Raw genomic sequence first — 18,691 nt, 5'->3', positions numbered from 1 at the left:
TTCCGCTGGCGGGGCTCGCGGGTCGCTTCGGGATCGAGGCGTCACGCTGTTGCGGGGGCGGCGAAGCCCTCCATCCGCGGCATCAGCCATTTCGTCGCGGTCGAGGACCCGAGGTGGAGCGTCCCCTGCGTCCCCGTCTCGCCGAAATCGACGAAGAAGGCCTCGAGCGCGACCCCGCGATGACCCAGCACACCCGCCCCGCCACCCCCGTGGACATCCCGCGCCTCGTCCCGCTCCTCTTGCAGGACGCCGAGGAACGCCACGCGCTGGACCCGGTCCTCTGGCGCATCGCCGCGGATGCGCCCGCCCGGATCGAGGAGGCGCTGCGCTTCGCCCTGACGGCCGAGGACCAGCCGGTCCGGCAATTCTGGCTGGTCGGCGAAAGCGACGGCGCACTCACCGGTGTCATCCACGCCATGCTGCTGCCGGTCCCGCCGATCTACGCGGGCGCCTTCGGACCGCCGGGCCTGATCCTCGCCGACAGCCAGACCGCGGCCGACGCGCCCGCGGGCACCGTCGATGCGCTGGTGGCGGCTGCGGAAGAGGCCATGCGTGCAGCCGGGGCCGAACTGCTCCTGTCGAGCTTCGTCACCGGCGCCACGTGGCAGACGGCCTTCGCGGCGCGCGGATACGACCCGCTGACGCTCTACCTCTCGCGCACCGATCTCGGCGAAGACGGCCGCCCCTCCGGCGTCCGCGCCGCCACCGAGGACGACGTGCCGGGCATCGTCATCCGCAGCGCCGAGAACCGGCAGGTCCTCTCCGGGATCGACGCGTTCTGGGAGCCGCACCCGGAGGCCGACGCGCGCTTCGCCGCCTGGATGACCCGCAGCCTGACGCTGCGCGACCGCGAGATGCTGGTCGCGGGCGATCCGGACCGGCTGGAGGGCTACGTGATCGCCCAGCCCGCCTCACGCATGCATTTCCCGCCCGCGCATGACATCCGCGGCACCGGGGTCGTCGACGATTACTTCCATCCCGACTTCGGCGCCCCCGCAATGCTGGCAGAGGGCGGCGCGGGGGCGACCGCGCTCCTGCGGGCCGCCGAAGCCGCCTTCGCCGCACGCGGCATGGGCGCGGCCTTCGTCGTCTGCCCGGCGGGCTGGACATCGAAGCTCGAGATGCTGGAGGCCGCGGGATACGACGTGGCCATGGTCTGGTCGATCAAACGCCAGGCGGGCGCGGAGAGGGCGCCCTGCGGGCGACAGTCGAGCTAGGCCCTCGCGAAGGTGAACGCGGGACAAACCGTCCACGGCTCCGAGCTACGGCAAGAAGCCGGAGCGACGTCACAGAGATGACCTTGGAAGTGGTGCCCGGGGGCAGCAGCACTCGGCCGAAGGGCTTCGGCGCACGAGAGACGAATTCTGCAACGAAACCAGAAAGATGAGATGCACGCAATCGCCACAGCGCTGCCCACATGATGCCCAAATGTGATACAAAACGTGATACAGTTTCTTGGTAGGATGCAGCCGTGAAGAACCTCTGGCTTCGAGGCAATACGTATTGGTTTCGCATGCGGCGCCCCGACCGCTACGCGTCGGTATACTCGGGCTCTCACGTAAACCAATCGCTGAAGACAGATAGCAGAGCCGAAGCGCTCGCACTTGCTCCGGTCGTGAAGCGGCAATGGCTTGCAGAACTTGACGCTCGGCTGGCTCAAGTGGCCCCAGCGAGCAGTAGAGAGGCCTTCCAGGCGACCCTGGCTGTCGCCAAGGCTCATGGCCGTGGGTTCACGGATGCTCAGGCACTTGCAGATGGGCCACTTCCGCAATTGCTCGAAGCCTTGACCTATGCGCAAGCATCCGACCCCGAGGCGAAATCAGCTGTCTTCGCAGCTGCTCTGGGCGGCTTCGACCTACCAGGAACGACCATCACAGAGCTCTCCGTGGACATGCCTCGGCTGTTAATCTCGGAGACGCTCGCAAAGAACGACCGCCAGCTGCGTGAGTGGAAGAACCGGTATATTCGCGCGTCCGATGCCTTTGTCGCAGCGGTCGGAGACAAGCCGGTCAAGGACGTTACAGTTCAGGACATCTTCGCGGTCCGGCGGCTCTGGAGGAAGCGTGTAGAGGAGAAAGCTGTCGCAACTGGATACGCGAACAAGCACCTCGGTTATCTCGAGGCAATGATCGATGCCTTCTATTCCGATCTCGAAATCGACCTCTTCGAAAATCCATGCCAAGGTATTCGCATCGACGATAAGCAGCCATGGGAGAAGAAGAGCGCGAGATCGAGCAAGAAAGAATTCAAGCCTTCCTGGATCAGGGAGACGATCCTTTCGCCTGGAAAGACAGACAGATTGAACGACGAGGCCAGAGACATCCTGATCGTCATGGCAGAGACCGGTTGTCGGGCGTCAGAGGTATACGACTCTCCTGCGTCCGCAATCCATTTGGATCACGAGATCCCGCACTTGGCTATCGAGGTCGAGATGCCCTCGCCCGGCGACAAAGCTGGGCACCGCCGCGACGTTAAGACCGGCTCGTCGATCCGGAAGGTCCCGCTCGTTGGCGCTGCACTTGAAGCAGTCCAGCGCCACCCCGACGGCTTCCCGCGATACCGCGGCAACGCCAACTTTTCCAACGCGGTCATGAAGTTCTTCAAGGACAACGAACTCCTGCCGTCCCCGGATCACAAGATCAGTAGCTTGCGCCACAGCTATGAGTCTCGGATGCGCCGATTGAACATCGACAACGAAGAGCGCGGCCAACTCATGGGGCACTCCTTGAAACGCATACGCGGACGCGAAGTTTACGGGGACGAAACTGAGCTCAAGCTGCGAGCGTTGTTCGCGGAGATGATCGCTTTCCCCACACAGACGTGGGCTCCGCGCAGCTTTCAGACACTGAACCAAGAAATCAGCAGGATACTCGAAGAGGAAGGCTTCAAACTGCCTGGCTCCAGTTGAAGTGCCTCGCCCAACCGCCGGCCATCAAGAACGCGGACTCGGCTGCACGATAGCCTTGCGACAATTGGAAAGACTTGAACTTATGTCTAATGTCCGCCCGCTTCAGCCGGATAAAACGCTTTGGTGTGTGGGAAACCATTTGGATGTCGCCCATCCACTTCTGCCCGGAAATCAAGGGTCCGGGACACATAGCGATAATTGCGAAGGCCGAAGTCCATAGACCCAACCTCTTGGGCTCGGCCAACATCTCTTCTCAAAGATCCTTTCTAACGAAGATCAAGATAACTTCCTCGCCAACCGTCCGCCGTCGCCGGAACTTAACGGTGCCTCCCATTTGGGTCATCGCAGCCTCGGCGATCGCCAGGCCCAAGCCACTGCCGCCTTCGGGGGCCCCGCTGCCACGGAAGAAGCGCTCGGTGATGCGGGGGCGGTCCGTGTCGGCGATGCCCGGCCCCTCATCCTTGATCGAAAGTCGCACAACATCTGCTGTTGCAGCAGCATGTATCCTGATATCTCCGTTTTCAGGGCTCGCCGCGATCGCGTTTTCGACCACATTCCGCACTGCCATTGTCGCCGTCACCGCACTGCCCGAAACTGCCGGGATCTCTCTCGGCAGATCAATGCGGATCGTGACGCCCTTCGCGTAGGCGACCCGCTCCAGGGTCTCGCCGACACTGCAAGCGACATCCCGGAGATCGAGACGTTCGCCGCTTTCATTCGCGACGGTATCGACCGCGGCCAGTTCCAGTAGCTGCCGCACCATGCGATCCGTGCGGGCTACGCCGCGCTCGATCTGGGTCAGGGCCCGGCGTCGCGTCTCCTCGTTGGGAGCGATGGCAGCGATCTGAGCCTGCGTCTTGATGCCCGAGAGGGGCGTCTTCAGCTCGTGAGCGGCATAGGCGGAGAAGCTCCGCTCGCGGTTACGCGCGGCGGCGACACGTCCGAACAGCGCGTTAAGCGCCGTTCCCATGGGCCGCAGTTCACGCGGCAGCGGGCCGGCGTCGACCGGCTCAAGGTTGTCGGCAGAGCGCTCGGTCAGAGCGCGCGCCATCCGATCGAGCGGGGCAAGCCCCCGCCCGACGCTGAGCCAGATCAATCCCGCCAGAACCGGCAAGATGGCCAGAACCGGCACGAGAAGTCCCCGGGTGACATCGGCCACCAGCTTTTCCCGCACGGTCAGCCTGTCGCCGACCATCACCCGCAGGCCCAGTTCCTCATTCACCTCGGTGTGGACGCGCCAGCGCTCTCCATCCACGACATTCTCGGAGAGGCCACCCTGCATCTCGGCCAGGCGGCCGGCCGGTGCGCTTCCGGAAGCGCCGATCATGGCACCATCGAGGGACCAGATCTGGCAGGAGAGCTGACGCGAGTATTTCGGGCGCGTCAGGTTCGCCGGCGCGTCGACCGCCTCTGCCGCACTGGCAAGCTCGACCCGCCCGTCGGACAGGAGTGACGACACCATCTGCGCCGCTTCCGCGAGCCGGGCATCCAGCACGCGTTCGACCTGAACCCGGGTCGAGTGCTGAATCCACCACACCGCGGAGAACCAGATCGCCCCAGTTGCGAGAAGCAGAATGACGAACAGTCGCGTCCGGATGGAGGTCATGCGCTTTCCTCCGAGACCCGGTAGCCGACGCCACGCACGGTTTCGATGAACTCCGACCCCAGCTTGGCCCGGAGCTTGTGCACATGAACCTCCACCGTGTTGCTCTCGACGCCGTCCTGCCAGCCGTAAAGCCGTTCCTCAAGCCGGTCCTTAGGAACGATGGCGCCCGGTCGTTCGAGCAGCGCCTGCAAGAGCCCGAACTCGCGCCGCGAAAACCGCACCACCTCCCCGGCGATTGACCCGGCCATACGGGCCGGATCGAACTCGAGCCCGTTCCAGTGGATCGTGCCGCTGGCCTGACCCTGAGCACGCCGGGTGATGGCGCGCAGCCGCGCCGCCAACTCGCCCAGATCAAACGGCTTGGCGAGGTAGTCGTCGGCTCCGGCATCCAGCCCGGAAATGCGGTCGCCCACCTCATCGAGAGCGGTCAGGAGCAGCACCGGCAGCCGGTCCCCCTCCGCGCGCCTGGCTGCGAGCAGTTCGGCACCCGAGCCGTCGGGCAGCATTATGTCGAGCACTGCCGCGGAGAAGTCGCCCTGCCCCCAGGCCGCTGTCGCATCGGCGCAGGTGCCCACCAGTTCGGGCATGAATCCCTGCAACCTCAGGCCGATGCACAGCCCGTCAGCCAGAGATGTATCGTCCTCAACCACCAGTATCCGCATCAACGGCTCCTCTTTGTGACGCTCACTCGCTCGCCCGCAAACATTAAGGCAGTGTTAAGGTTGGCGGCCGACTCACACGGCATGACAGTCACGACATCCGCACCGCGCCGCTTCGGCCACCTTCTGCCGCTTGCCTTGTTCGTCCTTGCCCTGGCCTCAGGTCTGAACGGCCCGGTGACGGCCCAGGAGACTCTGTTCGCCTCGACCAAGCCGTTGGCGCCACGCGATGCCTTCGAGCTTTCGGTCGAACTTCAGCCGGACGGAGGCCGCGTTCTCAGCTGGGAAATCGCGGAAGGCTACTACCTATATCGCGATCACCTCGCGGTCGAGACCATCGAGGGAGATGTAGTGCCCCTCGAGACCGCTCCGGGCATCGCCAAGCACGATCCCACGTTCGGTTCGGTCGAAGTGTATTACCACCGCGCCGAGGCGACGTTTTCACAGGCGCCGGGCGCAGTGCGCGTGACCTACCAGGGCTGCCAGGAAAATGGCATCTGCTATCCTCCCGTCACGGATACGCTGCCTGCCGTCGCTCCTGCGAGCGCGGACACCGAGCCGGCGGCAAGCTCTCCAGCCACGTCACCTGGCAGCGGTCCTGGCAAGGTGACGGCCACAGACGGCCTCGCTGACAACGCGACGTCGCGCGTGCAGCTCGCCAAGGACGAGGGGCTGGTGTCGGACCTCATGGATCGTGGCGGCTCGGCCTTGGTTCTGCTGGGCTTCTTCGGCTTCGGCCTGCTGCTTGCGTTCACACCTTGTGTGCTGCCGATGATCCCGATCCTGGGTGGGCTGCTCGCCGGGCAAGGTGCGACACTGACGGCGCGACGCGGGTTCGCACTCAGCGGCACCTACGTGGTCGCCATGTCCTCGGCCCTCGCACTGCTGGGCGTGGCCGCCGCCTTGTCGGGCCGAAACCTTCAGATCGCATTGCAGTCCCCCTGGGCGATCGGCGGCGTGGCGATTCTATTCGCCGCATTGGCGATGTCGATGTTCGGGGTGTTCGAGCTGCGCCTGCCAAACGCATGGAACACCCGCCTGTCCCGGACCGGGACCGGCCGAAGGGGCACCTTCGGCGGGGCAGCTATCCTCGGGTTCACCTCGGCGTTGATCATGGGGCCGTGCGTGACTGCGCCACTTGCCGGTGCATTACTCTACATCGCCCAGACCGGAGACACCGCGCTCGGTGCGGCCGCCCTGTTCTCGCTGGGCCTTGGCGAGGGGGTCCCGCTTCTGTTGTTGGGGATTTTCGGCGCCAGAGCCCTGCCGCGCGCGGGACGCTGGATGCAGACCGTGAACCGCATCTTCGGCTTCATCTTTCTCGGCATGGCAGTCTGGCTCGCGTCCCGGGTTGTTCCGGCTGCGGCGGGACTTGCACTCTGGGCGGGCGCGATGGCGCTGCTCGGGGTCTTCCTCGGAGGCTTCGATCAGTTGGAGGCCACCGCCAGCCCGATCGCCCGGCTCCGCAAGGCCGCAGGTGTGAGCGCACTCTTCGTTGCCACGCTCCTCGGCTTCGGCGCCGCAACCGGGGGCAACGACCCTCTCAGGCCTCTGGCAGGCTTCCGAGCCGCTTCCAGCGCTGTGCCGCCCGAGAAGGAAATCGCCTTCTCTACGATCCGGTCCCTGACCGAGCTCGACGCCGCACTTGCCAAGACGGAGCAGCCCACTCTGATCTATTTTACCGCGGAATGGTGTGTGAGTTGTCGTGTCATCGAACGGCGCGTCTGGCCCGATCCGGGCGTCGAGACGGCGCTTGTCGGCATGCAGCTCCTCGCCGCCGACTTGACCGAGTTCGATGCAGACGGCCAGGCACTGCTTGACCGACTGGGCTCCGTTGGCCCGCCCACGATGATCTTCCTCGATGCCGAGGGGCGCGAAGCGCCGGGCACTCGCCTGATCGGTGAACCGGACCCGAGCGCGGTCGTGGCCTCGGCCAGGGCCGTGCAATGAACGCCGTCTCCCTCGGGCCGCTGGTCCTCTCCCACGAACGCCTTCACGCTTTGATCGCACTGGCGGCCTTCACTGCCGCCATCGAACTGGCGGCCTGGTTCTGGCCGAACCTCGCAAGGTCGACGCGCCGCTGGTCGCTGATAGCCCTGGCAAGCTGGGGCGGTGCAGCGCGGATCGGATACGTGCTCGCCCACCTCGATGCGTTCGCTGGCGATCCGCTCAGCGTTCTTGCGTTCTGGCAAGGCGGTTTCAACCCGGTGGCCGGGACGTTCGGCCTTGCGCTTGCAGGCTTCGCAGCGATCTTGCGCCAGCCGCAGGCGGTGCGACCCGTGATCGCCGCCGCCATCTGCGCGGGCATGGCCTACGCGGTGGCCGTCTGGGCGTTGCCGGTAGAGGCACGCGGTCGCCTTCCGCAAGTCACGCTTCCGGCGACGGACGGCACGGCAATCCCGCTCGCTGATGCCGGCGGGCGGCCCGTGGTTGTGAACCTCTGGGCCAGCTGGTGTCCGCCCTGCCGGCGCGAGATGCCCATGATGATGGACGTGGCAGCATCGAGATCTGATGTCGCAGTCCGCTTTGCAAACCAGGGCGAGACCCGATCCACCATCGTTCGCTACCTCGAAAGCCAGCAGCTTCCCACGAACGGGGTGGTCATGGACCGAAGCGGTGTTCTGATGGGCGGCTTCGGCCTGCTCGGATTGCCCAGCACACTTTTCTTCGCTGCCGACGGCCGGCTGATGGCGGTGCACACCGGCGAGATCTCACGCGCCGAACTGACCCGCCGCATCGATGAACTTTCCCGGGAGACCCGATGAAACGCGCCTGCCAACTGACCGCATGCTGCGGCCTCATGCTCCTGACCGCCTGCGCCCCAGGGCTGTCGAAGCCGGAACGTTCTGATGCGATGGAGGACGCGCTCTACGGCGCCACTGAAGATCATGGCAGGATGATCCCCGCCGTGCCCGAGGCGGCCCTCGGGGACCGCAATCGCCGTCAGGAGGTCGATTACTGGACCGACGAGGCGCCGGGCACCATCATCGTCGACCCCTTCTCGCGCTTCCTGTATCTTGTGCTCGAGAACGACCGGGCCATGCGCTACGGCGTCGCGGTTGGCGAGCAGGGCCGCAGTTTCTCGGGCGAGGCGACCATTCCCTTCAAACGGGAATGGCCGCGCTGGACGCCGACGCCGAACATGCTGAAGCGAGACCCGGACCTTTACGAACCATACCGCAGAGGGATGGAGGGCGGGTTGAAGAACCCTCTCGGGGCGCGTGCGCTCTACCTCTTCCGCGGCGGCCGCGACACGCTTTACCGCATCCACGGCACGAACAATCCCTTCTCGATCGGCAAGGCCGTCTCCTCGGGCTGCATCCGGCTGTTCAACCAGGACATCGTCGACCTTCACGAACGGGTGCGCGCCGGCGCCCGCGTGCGTGTCCTGACCGAGGCGGAAAGCGGCAAGGGAACCGTGCCCCCGATCGCGAAACCGGCAAGCAACTGACACCACAAAAGGAGAAATCCAATGTCCAACATCAGACGCAGAACCCTTCTGGCAGGGGGCGTCCTCACGGCCGCGGCAGGAACCGGGCTGTTGTCGCTCCTCCGCGCTCCGGCCTTCGCCAAGGAAATCACCGTGGAGGAGGTGCTCTTCGATCCGGCGAACCCGGTGCTGGGAAATCCCGAGGGCGATGTGACGATCGTCGAGTTCTTCGACTACCAGTGCCCCTACTGCAAGGCCAACCATCCGGTCCTGACCGAAACCGTCGAGGCCGACGGCAACATCCGGCTGGTCATGAAGGATTGGCCCATATTCGGCGCCCCGTCGGTCAGGGCGAGCCAGCTCGCTCTCGGTGCCGCGACGCTCGGACGTTACGAGGCTGCCAACTCCGCCCTGATGGAAACCGATGGCAAGCTGGATGAAACCCGCATTCACGAGGCGCTGAAGGACGTCGGCTTCGATGTCGCGGCGTTGGACCGCGCCTATCGGGACGAACGCAGCAGGTGGGACGGTCTGATGGGCCGCAACAGTGACCAGGCGACGATGCTGGGGCTCAGGGGCACCCCGGCTTTCATCATCGGCACCACGATCTATCCCGGCGCGATGGATGCCGCTGCCCTGCGCGACGCTGTCGAACTGGCTCGCGCCTGATCACGACTGTCGATCAACCCTGAAGGAGGAACGAAAATGACCGATTCACTCTCGCGCCGCCGCGCGCTTCTGGCCGGTATGGCCGCGCTGGCCACACCCACGGTTCTGAGGGCCGCCGAAGATCCCGCCCGGCGGAACGTCTCCAGCTTCACCACGCACCGCTGGCAGGACCATTTCGACGATTTGGGCGTCGCGACTCTCATCGCCGACACCGCGTCACGGGCGTTGCACTACTGGAACTCCGACGGAACGGACTACCGGGTCTATCCCACCTCGGTGCCCATCTCCGAGGACCTGACCAAGCGCGGTTACACCCGGATCGTGCGAAAGAAGGTAGGACCGGATTGGACGCCCACGCCAAGCCAGGTCGAACGGTTTGGTTGGAAATACATGCCGCCCGGTCCCGACAACCCGCTGGGCACCCATGCAATGTATCTTTCGTGGCCCGCGTATCTGATCCACGGCACCCACGACACGCGCAAGATCGGAAGGCCCTCGTCGGACGGGTGCATCGGTCTCTACAACGCGAAGATCGCCGAGCTCTTCGCGATCACCCCTGTAGGAGCCCAGGTGCGCATCATCTGAACGACCCGGGGATATCGTCGACGACGCGGCCGTAGGTGCACCAATCGGATGCTCAACAGCGCGGCCGTGTCTCAAGCGAACATGTCCCGTTTCTCAGTGAATGTCCTTTGCGATCCTGCATCCGACTGGCCTCGGGACGCCGGGCTCGACGCGCTGATCGAGAGCGGTCCGAATGCAGGGTGTCGCGGACTTCGGATGTGCGGATGCTTGCCGGATGCGGGTCATGCAATGTGCCCCACTGGAACATGACAGCGGCACGGCTCGTTTTCCCCGAAAGGAGGACACGTCTTGACCCTGCGTTTTCAACAGATCCTGGCCGACGGCGTTGCCGAATGTTCCTATCTCCTGGGGGATGATGACGCCCACGTCTGTGCGGTCGTCGATCCGCGACCCGATGTGGACATCTATCTCGAATGCGCCCGCCGGTTCGGCCTTGCCATCACGCATGTCTTCGAGACCCACATCCACGCCGATTTCATGAGCGGCGCGCGCGAGCTGGTTGCCCGGCTGGGCGGGCAGGCAAAGCTCTGCGTCAGTGCCGAGGGCGGTGCCGAATACGGGTTCGACCATGAGCCCGTGCGTGACGGAGACGAATTCACCTTCGGCGGCATGCGGATGCAGGCGCGCTTCACGCCTGGCCACACGCCCGAGCACCTGTCCTACATGCTCTACGACGGCGACAAGAAGACGCCCTGGGGCGTTCTCTCGGGCGATGCCTTCTTCGTCGACAGCGTGGGTCGGCCGGATCTTCTGGGGGATGACCAGACCGAGGAACTCACCGAAAAGCTGTTTCACACGGTGCGCGATGTCTTCATGGCGCTGCCGGACGACGTCATCATCTACCCGTGCCACGGCGCCGGCTCGGCTTGCGGGCCCGATATCGGTGACCGGATGTCCTCCACCATCGGTTACGAGCGACGGTTCAACGATTATGCCCGGATCGAAAGCCTGGATGCGTTCAAGCAAGCCATGCAGGATGATGCGCCGCCCGTTCCGACCCATTACCCGAGATTGAAGAAGGTCAACGCGGAAGGCCCCAAGGTTCTCCACAACCTGCCGAGAGTTCCGCCACAATCCGTAGATGCATTCTCCGCCGCCGCCGAAAGCGGCGCGCAGGTCCTGGACGTGCGCGACATGATGGCCTTTGGTGCAGGTCACGTGAAAGGCGCGATCAATATCGGTGCGCAGCCCGAACTTTCCGTGTGGGCGGGCTGGCTGCTCGATCCCGACCGTCCTATCTGGCTGGTCCTGGGTGAAGATGGCGACCTTCCGGAGGTGCTCAAGCTCCTGTGGCGCACCGGCTTTGCCGATTTCGGCGGCTACCTCGCTGGTGGCATGAGCGCATGGCGTGAGGCGGGTCGGCCCTTCGCACAGATTCCGCAGATGTCGGTTCACGAGCTGAACCAGACCACCGATGTGACGCCCCTCGACGTGCGAAAGACGGACGAATGGGACGGCGGCCATGTGCCCGGCGCCAGGCACGCCTTCCTGGGAGAGCTGCGCGAGCGGATGGAGCACCTCGATCGATCCGCTCCTTACGCAACCTATTGCGCAAGCGGCTTTCGCGCCAGCATCGCTGCCAGCCTGCTGGCGGCAAACGGTTTCCAGAACATCCGCAACGTGCCGGGCAGTTGGAAGGCGTGGACCTCCGCCGGCTACCCCGAAGAAACCCCTAAAAACTCGTGAGGACACCATGACCCAGATCGTTACTATCGACAGCAATCACATTGTCGCCCTGTTTACGCCAGACGAAGCGGCGCTGCGCCAGGCGGCCTCGGCCGGCATGATGAGCGTGGTCAATTTTCGCGCCGCTGGTGAGAACGGTGGCCTGTCTATCCCCGACGAGCGCCGCGTGGCGGAAAAGGCCGGCCTCAACTACCTGCACCATCCTGTGACCGCCACCGAGCTGGATGACGACCACGTGGACAACTTCCGCCGTTCCTTGGACGACCTGCCACAGCCGGTGTTCCTGCATTGCGCCTCCGGCAAGCGGGCTGGCGCGATGGCGCTCATGGCGATCGCCGCCGAGAACGGCTGGGACGGCGCTACCGCACTGGCCGAGGGCCGAGACCGAGGCTTCGACCTTTCGGAGGATGAGATCGGCACGTTCGTCAAAGCATATGCCGACCGGAAGGCCGGGCTCTGATTCGGGCCGAAGCGCATCGAGACAAACGGACGGGGCACACCGCACCCACAAGGAGAGCAAACATGAGCTACACCCATGACCGACTTCTGCACGGCGTGACGATTGATCAGGCAGATGAACGCGTGCGGGCCGCCCTCGCAGATGCCGGTTTCGGCATTCTGACGGAGATCGACGTGCAGGCGACGATGAAGAAGAAAATTGACGCCGACATGGCAGGTTACCGCATCCTCGGAGCCTGCAATCCGAAAATGGCCTACGAAGCGATAGGCCTGGAGCCACGCGTGGGGGCGATGCTTCCGTGCAATGTCATCCTGCGCGAGACCGCGGAGGGGACCGAGGTCAGTGCCATCGACCCGATGGCTTCAATGGCGTCAATCGAAAACGAGGCGCTTCATTCCGTGGCCGGGTCAGTCCGCGATCTGCTGATCGCCGCCGTCGACGCTGCCTGACCCACTGTCGAAATGACCTTCCTCGCGATTGTCTTCGGTGTCGCTCTGGTCAGCGCCACCGGGCTTCTTCACCATGGCGTCCTATATCAACTCGGACGGCTTACCCCTGATCCGAATAGCGGATCGACCCGGACGATCCATCTGACCTTCGTTGGCCTTCTCGTCCTGCGTGTCGCGGAAGTCCTCGTCTTTGCCGTCCCCCAAACAGCTACTTCTCGGCTGGGATCGCATGGGTGGGCCAATCCAAGGGAAGCCACGACTGGGCCGACGCGATTTACCTGACCGGCGTGAATTACGGGCCCGGTTATGTCGAGGTCGCGTTCCGGCGGGTTGCTGAACTTGCCGGCCTCCCAGACGAGGTCGCCGTTGCCGCCGATCAGGTGCGGTCGGGTGTCACGATTGGCCTGGCTGTGCTCAAATGGCACCTTCTCGCTCTGCTGTCGCCGGTCAGGGAACCGGCCTTGCCGTTGAACACGACGAGTCTCGGGATCAGCCCGTTCATCAGTTCGAGCGTGTCCGGGTCACTCTCGCCCACGTCATCGAACCGCTTGTAGTTGCCGTTCTGATCCTTCGGGACGTAGAAGCTGTTCTCCCCGATGTAATACGCGCGGTCGTCTTTCACCGGCTCGCCTTCGTGATCCATCAGCCCATCACGCGGCAGGATCATGATCGCCCCGGACATGCCGCTGACGACGCCGACTGTATGCTCGTCCAAACGAGCGCAAGTCTCTTACACTGGCCGCTCAGACCTAATGCAGATGCAAGCGACCAGCCCGCCGGGCTCAAATAGCAATTTGACCTCGTTGGGAGGCGGTAGGGCACCTCGCCGAAGTAACTGAGTGCCGAAGCCTTCTTGGTCAGGTGAAGAAACCGGCGGGCCGCCGCGTTCTGTCCAGCGGAGACAAAGTGCTCCATCATCCGGGCGATGGTGCCAGTTCACGGCGACCCTGCCATCCGGGACGGAGAGTGCGCCATGCTTTACCGCGTTAGTGGCGAGTTCATGGAAAGCCATTGCGAGTCCTGAGATCGCAGGCTCCGGCACCGGCAGTTGTGGACCATGAATATCGATCGCCTCGTGCGCTGCGCGGAAGGGCATTAGCACACTTTCGAGCAGTTCTTGCACTGTGGCAGAACGGGTCTCGTTGCCGAACATCAGATCGGTCGCTGCTGCCAGCGCTCGAACCCTCCCCAGGAAACCTTCGTATCGGTCGTCTCGAGGCCACGTTTGGGCAGCAATCGCAGCCACCAAAGTCGCCATGTTCTTCAGGCGATGACGCAACTCATGGGTCAACGTCTCGACCCGCTCCTCCTGCCTTGCTTGATCGGTGATATCGAAGACGACCCCGATAGCCCGTTCACGCCCTGTGCAATCTGCCGGTGCCAATGCCGCCCGAAGCATGAACGTGCGTTCCGTTCCGTCTGGAAATACGTGGCGCACAGCTGTCTGTATCTGCGTCTCCCCACGCCTGCGGGCCTCCGCGCCCGCCTGCGCCAGTCGTTCTGCCTCTCCTTGCGCGTATCTGCGCCGGAAGTCATTGGCGGAGGGTCTCGCATCCTCGGGGAAGCGGTAGAGCCTGTTCAGTTCCGCGGACGGTGCCACCGTGTCACTTTCGATATCGAGCTCCCATACCGCCATCCGTGCCGCATCGAGCGCGACTCGAAGACGAGCTTCGCTTTCAACCAGGGCGCGTCGCATGTGCTCCCGCTCCGTGATATCTTCGATCGAGCCGCTGTAGTGGACTGCTTGAGTCCGGCCCTCAACTATTCCGAAAGTCGCAACTCCATTGGCCCTCAGCCAACGTATATCGCCGCTATCGCCGCGCCTGATCCGGTAGACATAGCTTTCGCGGGATCGGATCTCCGGATCGAGAGCGCGGTCAAGCGCAGCGCGCATCTCTACCGCGTCGTCGGGATGGGTCAGGGCCCGGATATCGGCGAGGCAAATCGGCCCTTCGGACGGCAAGCCCAGGACCTTTCGCGCAAGGGGGCACAGGGAAATTGTCCCCGAAGAAAGCTCCCAGTCCCAGACGCCAATTTCCGCAGCCAAGCAGGCGAGCCGGTAGAGTTCGCCCTGCCCCGCGCAGCCGCCCCGCCCCTCAACATCCCCCATCTTTACCCCCGGCGCATAGTTAGAACGGATTCTGATCATGAAAGGGTCGGCAGGCCAAGTGAGAAGCTGCTTAGGGTCTCACGAAAGGCACGTGCGGATCGCGCCGATCCCCAAGAAGCTTCTTCGCAACAACTGCAAGCGACCATTTCTAAGGGGCAGGACGGGATGGTGGTCGGTTCGAACCGACCGGAAAGGTCCCCTGCGACAGCACGTCCCCATCTCGATTGACGATCAATCGCAGTGCTCGTCGGTCGCGAACAAAAGTCAGTCTCCAGCGCCCCTCGTCCCGACCTATCCCAGTCTCCGACCTGACCGTGATCTGTCCCTTCCGCATCTCCTCGCGAACATCATCGGACGAAAGCCTGAATGCACGACCGACAAGCGCAGCATCCACGACAAAGCCTTCTTCCGAAACGGTAACACTACTTATCATTATGGCACCTATCGTTGCACCTGACAGCATGGGCCTGCGCCTGAGAGCTTTCGTCCCCTGCCCCGCTTGAATTGGTATTTACAATACCTATTACAGGGCATACCCCTTGTTGGCAACGACACGCGAGGCCAAGAGATGAACGCACACGAGATGTCCGCCAATGTTCCGTCGATGCGCCCTGCCGTCACAGCCCAAATCCAGGCTGAAACCGGGCTCGACGAAGTTGTTCTTCGAGACCTCGTTCATGCCTTCTACGCAAAGGTGCGTATGGACCCGGACCTTGGACCCATCTTCGCCGATCGCATCTCAAACTGGGGCCCTCACCTGGATCGGATGACGGCCTTCTGGTCCTCTGTCGCCCTGATGACCGGCAAATATCATGGTGCGCCGGTGCAGAAGCATGTGGGACTACCGGTCATCTGGGCACACTTTGATCGCTGGTTGGACCTGTTCCGAGAAACAGCCGGGGAGGTATGCTCGCCGGCTGGAGCAAAGCATGTGACCGAACGGGCTGAAAGGATCGCACGGTCGTTGAACATGGCGGTTCAGGACGCTCGTGAGTCTGGCGTTCCCGACCTATCCTGAAGCCGACCAAGACCAATTGAGTCATCGCCACACACCCCAAAAGTCATTGGTCGACAGGACGAACATCTGGAGGACTTATGTGGAGATCGGCGAATAACTGCAACGAAACGGACAACGTTATGGGTGCAGTCGTGTCGCCGGTGTCGACTTGTTACGCTGCTCAGCAAAAGGCTGGCGCCGAGTCCATATTGTCGCTGTGGAATTTTCGTGAGCGACGAATGACGAGGATCTCGAGATGAGTGACGTTTCGCGCCTGCACACCGTCGTCTGCGACATGCTGGGATGTGAAATTCCCATCCTCCTTGCCGGCATGGGAGGTGTCGCTCGAAGCGAACTGGCCATAGCTGTCGCTCGTGCCGGCGGGTTTCCTACACTTGGCATGGTGCGGGAGCCACCACAGCTGATCGCATCGGAGGTTGCTGCCTACCGTAGCGGAAGCGACCGCCCGTTCGCCGTCAATCTGATCCCCGCTGCGACCGATCGCGATCTTCTCACCGCCCAAATGGAAACCTGTCTGGAGCTTGGCGTAACCATTTTCTCTTTCTTCTGGGACGTGGTCCCCGAAGCAGTTGCCCGTGCCAAGCGGGCAGGTTGCACGGTGCTGCACCAGGTCGGGACGCTGGAGTGCGCACGCGATGCCGAAGCCGCCGGGGCCGATATCCTGATCGCCCAAGGCGTCGAGGCTGGCGGTCATGTGCATGGCCGAACCGGCACCTTCACTCTCGGCGCGGCGTTGATCGGAAAGACCGAGCTGCCCGTGGTGCTGTCCGGAGGCATAACCACCGGCACGCAATTTGCAGAGGCACTCGAATTGGGCGCTTGCGGTATCCAGTGCGGGACCGCCTTCCTCGCGACGCACGAGGCTTTTGCCCACGACTATCACAAGCAGCGCTTGATCGATGCCAGCGCAGAGGACACCGTCCTCACGGACGCCTTCGTCCTGAATTGGCCCGCGGGCGCAGCTGTTCGGGTCCTAAATAACAGTGTGACCAAAGCACTCGGCCCCACACTCATTGGTCACGATCCCAGCGGCATACGTCACGAGATCATCGCGCACGATGAGGGTATCCCACGCCTTCTGCAAAGCACGGACTCTCCACTGCGAACTACCACCGGCGAACTCGAGCGGATGCCTCTCTACGCTGGCATGGGGGTTGGCACGATCAGCGAGATCGGCGACGCGGGCGATCGGCTGCAACAGTTCTGCATCGGGGCCATCGAAGCGTTGAGCGCCCAACCTGAAAGCATCCAATCGAGAAGGAGCATTGCATGGAAATCCTGATGCTGCTCATCCCATTGACCCTGGCGATGGGGTGCGTCGGACTTCTTACGTTTTTCTGGACAGTCCGTTCGGGCCAATATGACGACCCCGAAGGCGATGCCCGGCGAATCCTCCAAGCCGATGATCGCCCCCTGGATTACAGACAGTCGGAACGAAGAGGAGAACGGACGACATGATGCAGCGTCTGACCGGTGCCGAACGCCAGCTTGCCCTGATCATCAGTGTTCTCACCCTACTCAGCGGACTGGCCATGGCCGCTGCCGGCCGCGCCGATCCTCTCGGGATACACGGATGGATTGTCGTTCTCTTCGCAGGAGCCGTCTTCCTCCTCACGCTCGGGTCGATTTATGACCCGGAACCGCGGGAAGATCGCGCGGTCAGCTACTACGACGATCCAACCAAGGTCGGGCTGATCCTGGCTCTGGGATGGGCCGTCGTCGGCATGGGCATGGGTGTCTGGGTCGCGGCCCAACTGGCTTGGCCGGACCTGCGGTTCGACGCCGCTTGGTCGAGCTTCGGGCGCATCCGACCCGTCCATACGTCGGGCGTCATCTTCGGCTTCGGCGGCAACGCCCTGATCGCCACGTCGTTCCACGTCATGCAGCGCACCAGCCGCGCGCGGCTTGCCGGGCATGTCTCACCCTGGTTCGTCCTGCTCGGCTTCAATTTGTTCTGCATCATCGCGGCCAGCGGCTATCTGATGGGGGTCACCCAGTCGAAGGAATACGCCGAGCCGGAATGGTATGCCGACATCTGGCTGGTCATCGTCTGGGTGGTCTATTTCGTCCTCTACATCCGCACGCTCGCCCGCCGGAACGAGCCGCACATCTACGTGGCAAACTGGTATTACCTTGCCTTCATCCTCGTGGTGGCCGTGCTCCACATCGTCAACAACCTCGCCGTTCCGGCCAGCCTGACCGGGGCCAAGAGCTACTCGGCTTTCTCCGGCGTGCAGGATGCAATGACACAGTGGTGGTATGGCCACAACGCGGTGGCCTTCTTCCTGACCGCCGGCTTCCTCGGCATGCTCTACTACTTCCTGCCGAAGCGGGCGGAGCGGCCGATCTATTCCTACCGGCTGTCGATCCTGTCGTTCTGGGGGATCACGTTCTTCTACATCTGGGCCGGCTCGCACCACCTGCACTACACCGCCCTGCCCCAATGGGTTCAGACGCTCGGGATGACCTTCTCGGTCATGCTGCTGGTGCCCAGCTGGGCCAGCGCGGGCAACGCGCTGATGACCCTGAACGGCGCTTGGCACAAGGTGCGGGACGACGCGACGCTGCGGTTCATGATGGTGGCCGCCGTCTTCTACGGGCTCTCCACCTTCGAGGGCTCGTTCATGGCCGTGCGGGCCGTCAACTCCCTTTCGCACTACACCGACTGGACCGTCGGACACGTCCACGCCGGAGCCATGGGCTGGGTCGCGCTGATTTCCTTCGGGTCGATCTACGCGGTGGTGCCCCTGCTCTGGCAGCGCGAGACGATGTATTCCTGGAAATTGGTCGAGTGGCACTTCTGGCTCGCCCTGTCGGGGACCGTGATCTACGTCTTCGCGATGTGGAATAGCGGCATCACCCAGGGGCTGATGTGGCGCACGTATACCGAGAGCGGGACGCTCGCCTACTCCTTCACCGACACGCTCGTCGCGATGCATCCCTATTACGTCGCCCGGGCCGTCGGAGGGGCACTGTTCCTGACCGGCGCGGTGCTCGCCCTCTTCAACGTCGTCATGACCATCCGGCACGCGCCAGAGAAGCGCCCCGAGAGGGATTATCCGACCTCATCCGAAGCCACGGAACCCGCCGTGCCGGCCGCGGAGTAGACCG

The 18,691-nt window shown here is 63.6% G+C and carries 20 protein-coding genes; 14 read left to right on the top strand and 6 right to left on the bottom strand.

Annotated elements, in window-relative coordinates; translation table 11 throughout:
• Window positions 1-41: 41 nt before the first annotated feature.
• Window positions 42-191, bottom strand: coding sequence for a hypothetical protein (locus Q344_RS0101215; RefSeq protein ID WP_156954612.1), 150 nt, complete (start codon window positions 189-191; stop codon window positions 42-44).
• Here Q344_RS0101215 and Q344_RS0101210 point away from each other — a divergent pair.
• Both Q344_RS0101210 and Q344_RS24975 read left to right on the top strand, forming a co-directional pair.
• Window positions 180-1,217 (top strand): hypothetical protein, encoded by a 1,038-nt coding sequence (locus tag Q344_RS0101210; RefSeq protein WP_156954611.1) that lies wholly within the window; start codon window positions 180-182, stop codon window positions 1,215-1,217. The two genes, Q344_RS0101215 and Q344_RS0101210, sit on opposite strands and share 12 nt — an antisense overlap.
• A 254-nt stretch (window positions 1,218-1,471) precedes the next feature.
• On the top strand, window positions 1,472-2,908 hold the full coding sequence (locus Q344_RS24975; RefSeq protein ID WP_156954610.1) for a DUF6538 domain-containing protein: 1,437 nt from the start codon (window positions 1,472-1,474) through the stop codon (window positions 2,906-2,908).
• A gap of 253 nt (window positions 2,909-3,161) precedes the next feature.
• Here Q344_RS24975 and Q344_RS0101195 read toward each other — a convergent pair whose 3' ends face one another.
• Together Q344_RS0101195 and Q344_RS0101190 are read right to left on the bottom strand one after the other, a co-directional pair.
• On the bottom strand, window positions 3,162-4,514 hold the full coding sequence (locus Q344_RS0101195; protein ID WP_028285035.1) for an ATP-binding protein: 1,353 nt from the start codon (window positions 4,512-4,514) through the stop codon (window positions 3,162-3,164).
• The gene (locus tag Q344_RS0101190) at window positions 4,511-5,176 is read right to left on the bottom strand and encodes a winged helix-turn-helix domain-containing protein (RefSeq protein ID WP_028285034.1); all 666 of its coding nucleotides are present in this window, start codon (window positions 5,174-5,176) and stop codon (window positions 4,511-4,513) included. Before Q344_RS0101190 ends, Q344_RS0101195 begins: the two co-directional genes overlap by 4 nt.
• An 81-nt stretch (window positions 5,177-5,257) precedes the next feature.
• Between Q344_RS0101190 and dsbD the strand changes: the two genes are divergently transcribed.
• From dsbD to Q344_RS0101150, 8 genes are all read left to right on the top strand, one after another.
• Window positions 5,258-7,123, top strand: a complete 1,866-nt coding sequence (dsbD, locus tag Q344_RS0101185) for a protein-disulfide reductase DsbD (protein WP_028285033.1) — start codon at window positions 5,258-5,260, stop codon at window positions 7,121-7,123.
• Entirely contained in the window at window positions 7,120-7,938 is an 819-nt protein-coding gene (locus tag Q344_RS0101180; protein ID WP_028285032.1) for a TlpA disulfide reductase family protein, read from the top strand. Before dsbD ends, Q344_RS0101180 begins: the two co-directional genes overlap by 4 nt.
• A complete protein-coding gene (locus tag Q344_RS0101175; RefSeq protein ID WP_028285031.1) occupies window positions 7,935-8,624 on the top strand; it encodes a L,D-transpeptidase in 690 nt (229 codons plus the stop codon). Before Q344_RS0101180 ends, Q344_RS0101175 begins: the two co-directional genes overlap by 4 nt.
• Before the next feature lie 21 nt (window positions 8,625-8,645).
• Entirely contained in the window at window positions 8,646-9,272 is a 627-nt protein-coding gene (locus tag Q344_RS0101170; RefSeq protein ID WP_028285030.1) for a DsbA family protein, read from the top strand.
• Window positions 9,273-9,308: 36 nt separating this feature from the next.
• Window positions 9,309-9,857 carry a L,D-transpeptidase gene (locus Q344_RS0101165; RefSeq protein WP_028285029.1) on the top strand — a complete coding sequence of 183 codons (549 nt, stop codon included), beginning with the start codon at window positions 9,309-9,311 and terminating at the stop codon, window positions 9,855-9,857.
• Between the two features lie 288 nt (window positions 9,858-10,145).
• Window positions 10,146-11,543 carry an MBL fold metallo-hydrolase gene (locus Q344_RS0101160; protein ID WP_028285028.1) on the top strand — a complete coding sequence of 466 codons (1,398 nt, stop codon included), beginning with the start codon at window positions 10,146-10,148 and terminating at the stop codon, window positions 11,541-11,543.
• 7 nt (window positions 11,544-11,550) lie between these two features.
• Window positions 11,551-12,003, top strand: a complete 453-nt coding sequence (locus Q344_RS0101155) for a protein tyrosine phosphatase family protein (RefSeq protein ID WP_028285027.1) — start codon at window positions 11,551-11,553, stop codon at window positions 12,001-12,003.
• 62 nt (window positions 12,004-12,065) lie between these two features.
• Window positions 12,066-12,452 (top strand): DUF302 domain-containing protein, encoded by a 387-nt coding sequence (locus Q344_RS0101150; RefSeq protein ID WP_028285026.1) that lies wholly within the window; start codon window positions 12,066-12,068, stop codon window positions 12,450-12,452.
• A gap of 376 nt (window positions 12,453-12,828) precedes the next feature.
• Here the strand turns inward: Q344_RS0101150 and Q344_RS0101145 are convergent, their stop codons facing one another.
• The 3 genes from Q344_RS0101145 to Q344_RS26535 form a co-directional block, all read right to left on the bottom strand.
• The gene (locus Q344_RS0101145) at window positions 12,829-13,167 is read right to left on the bottom strand and encodes a cupredoxin domain-containing protein (protein WP_028285025.1); all 339 of its coding nucleotides are present in this window, start codon (window positions 13,165-13,167) and stop codon (window positions 12,829-12,831) included.
• A gap of 15 nt (window positions 13,168-13,182) precedes the next feature.
• Window positions 13,183-14,601 (bottom strand): sensor histidine kinase, encoded by a 1,419-nt coding sequence (locus Q344_RS0101140; protein WP_084178259.1) that lies wholly within the window; start codon window positions 14,599-14,601, stop codon window positions 13,183-13,185.
• Window positions 14,602-14,710: 109 nt separating this feature from the next.
• Window positions 14,711-14,995, bottom strand: a complete 285-nt coding sequence (locus tag Q344_RS26535) for a DUF6522 family protein (RefSeq protein WP_084178258.1) — start codon at window positions 14,993-14,995, stop codon at window positions 14,711-14,713.
• Window positions 14,996-15,130: 135 nt separating this feature from the next.
• Here Q344_RS26535 and Q344_RS0101135 point away from each other — a divergent pair, with 135 nt between their 5' ends.
• From Q344_RS0101135 to ccoN, 4 genes are all read left to right on the top strand, one after another.
• On the top strand, window positions 15,131-15,580 hold the full coding sequence (locus Q344_RS0101135; protein ID WP_229669112.1) for a group III truncated hemoglobin: 450 nt from the start codon (window positions 15,131-15,133) through the stop codon (window positions 15,578-15,580).
• A 235-nt stretch (window positions 15,581-15,815) separates the two neighbouring features.
• Entirely contained in the window at window positions 15,816-16,862 is a 1,047-nt protein-coding gene (locus tag Q344_RS22800) for an NAD(P)H-dependent flavin oxidoreductase (RefSeq protein ID WP_084178257.1), read from the top strand.
• Window positions 16,850-17,038, top strand: a complete 189-nt coding sequence (gene ccoS / locus Q344_RS25480) for a cbb3-type cytochrome oxidase assembly protein CcoS (protein ID WP_084178256.1) — start codon at window positions 16,850-16,852, stop codon at window positions 17,036-17,038. The genes Q344_RS22800 and ccoS overlap by 13 nt, the downstream gene beginning before the upstream one ends.
• Entirely contained in the window at window positions 17,035-18,687 is a 1,653-nt protein-coding gene (ccoN, locus tag Q344_RS0101125; RefSeq protein WP_028285022.1) for a cytochrome-c oxidase, cbb3-type subunit I, read from the top strand. The genes ccoS and ccoN overlap by 4 nt, the downstream gene beginning before the upstream one ends.
• Window positions 18,688-18,691: the final 4 nt, after the last annotated feature.

The organism is Pseudooceanicola nanhaiensis DSM 18065, from assembly GCF_000688295.1.
GTDB lineage: Bacteria > Pseudomonadota > Alphaproteobacteria > Rhodobacterales > Rhodobacteraceae > Pseudooceanicola > Pseudooceanicola nanhaiensis.
Note: the sequence above shows the minus strand (reverse complement) of the source record. Positions and strands in the feature narration are given on the sequence as shown.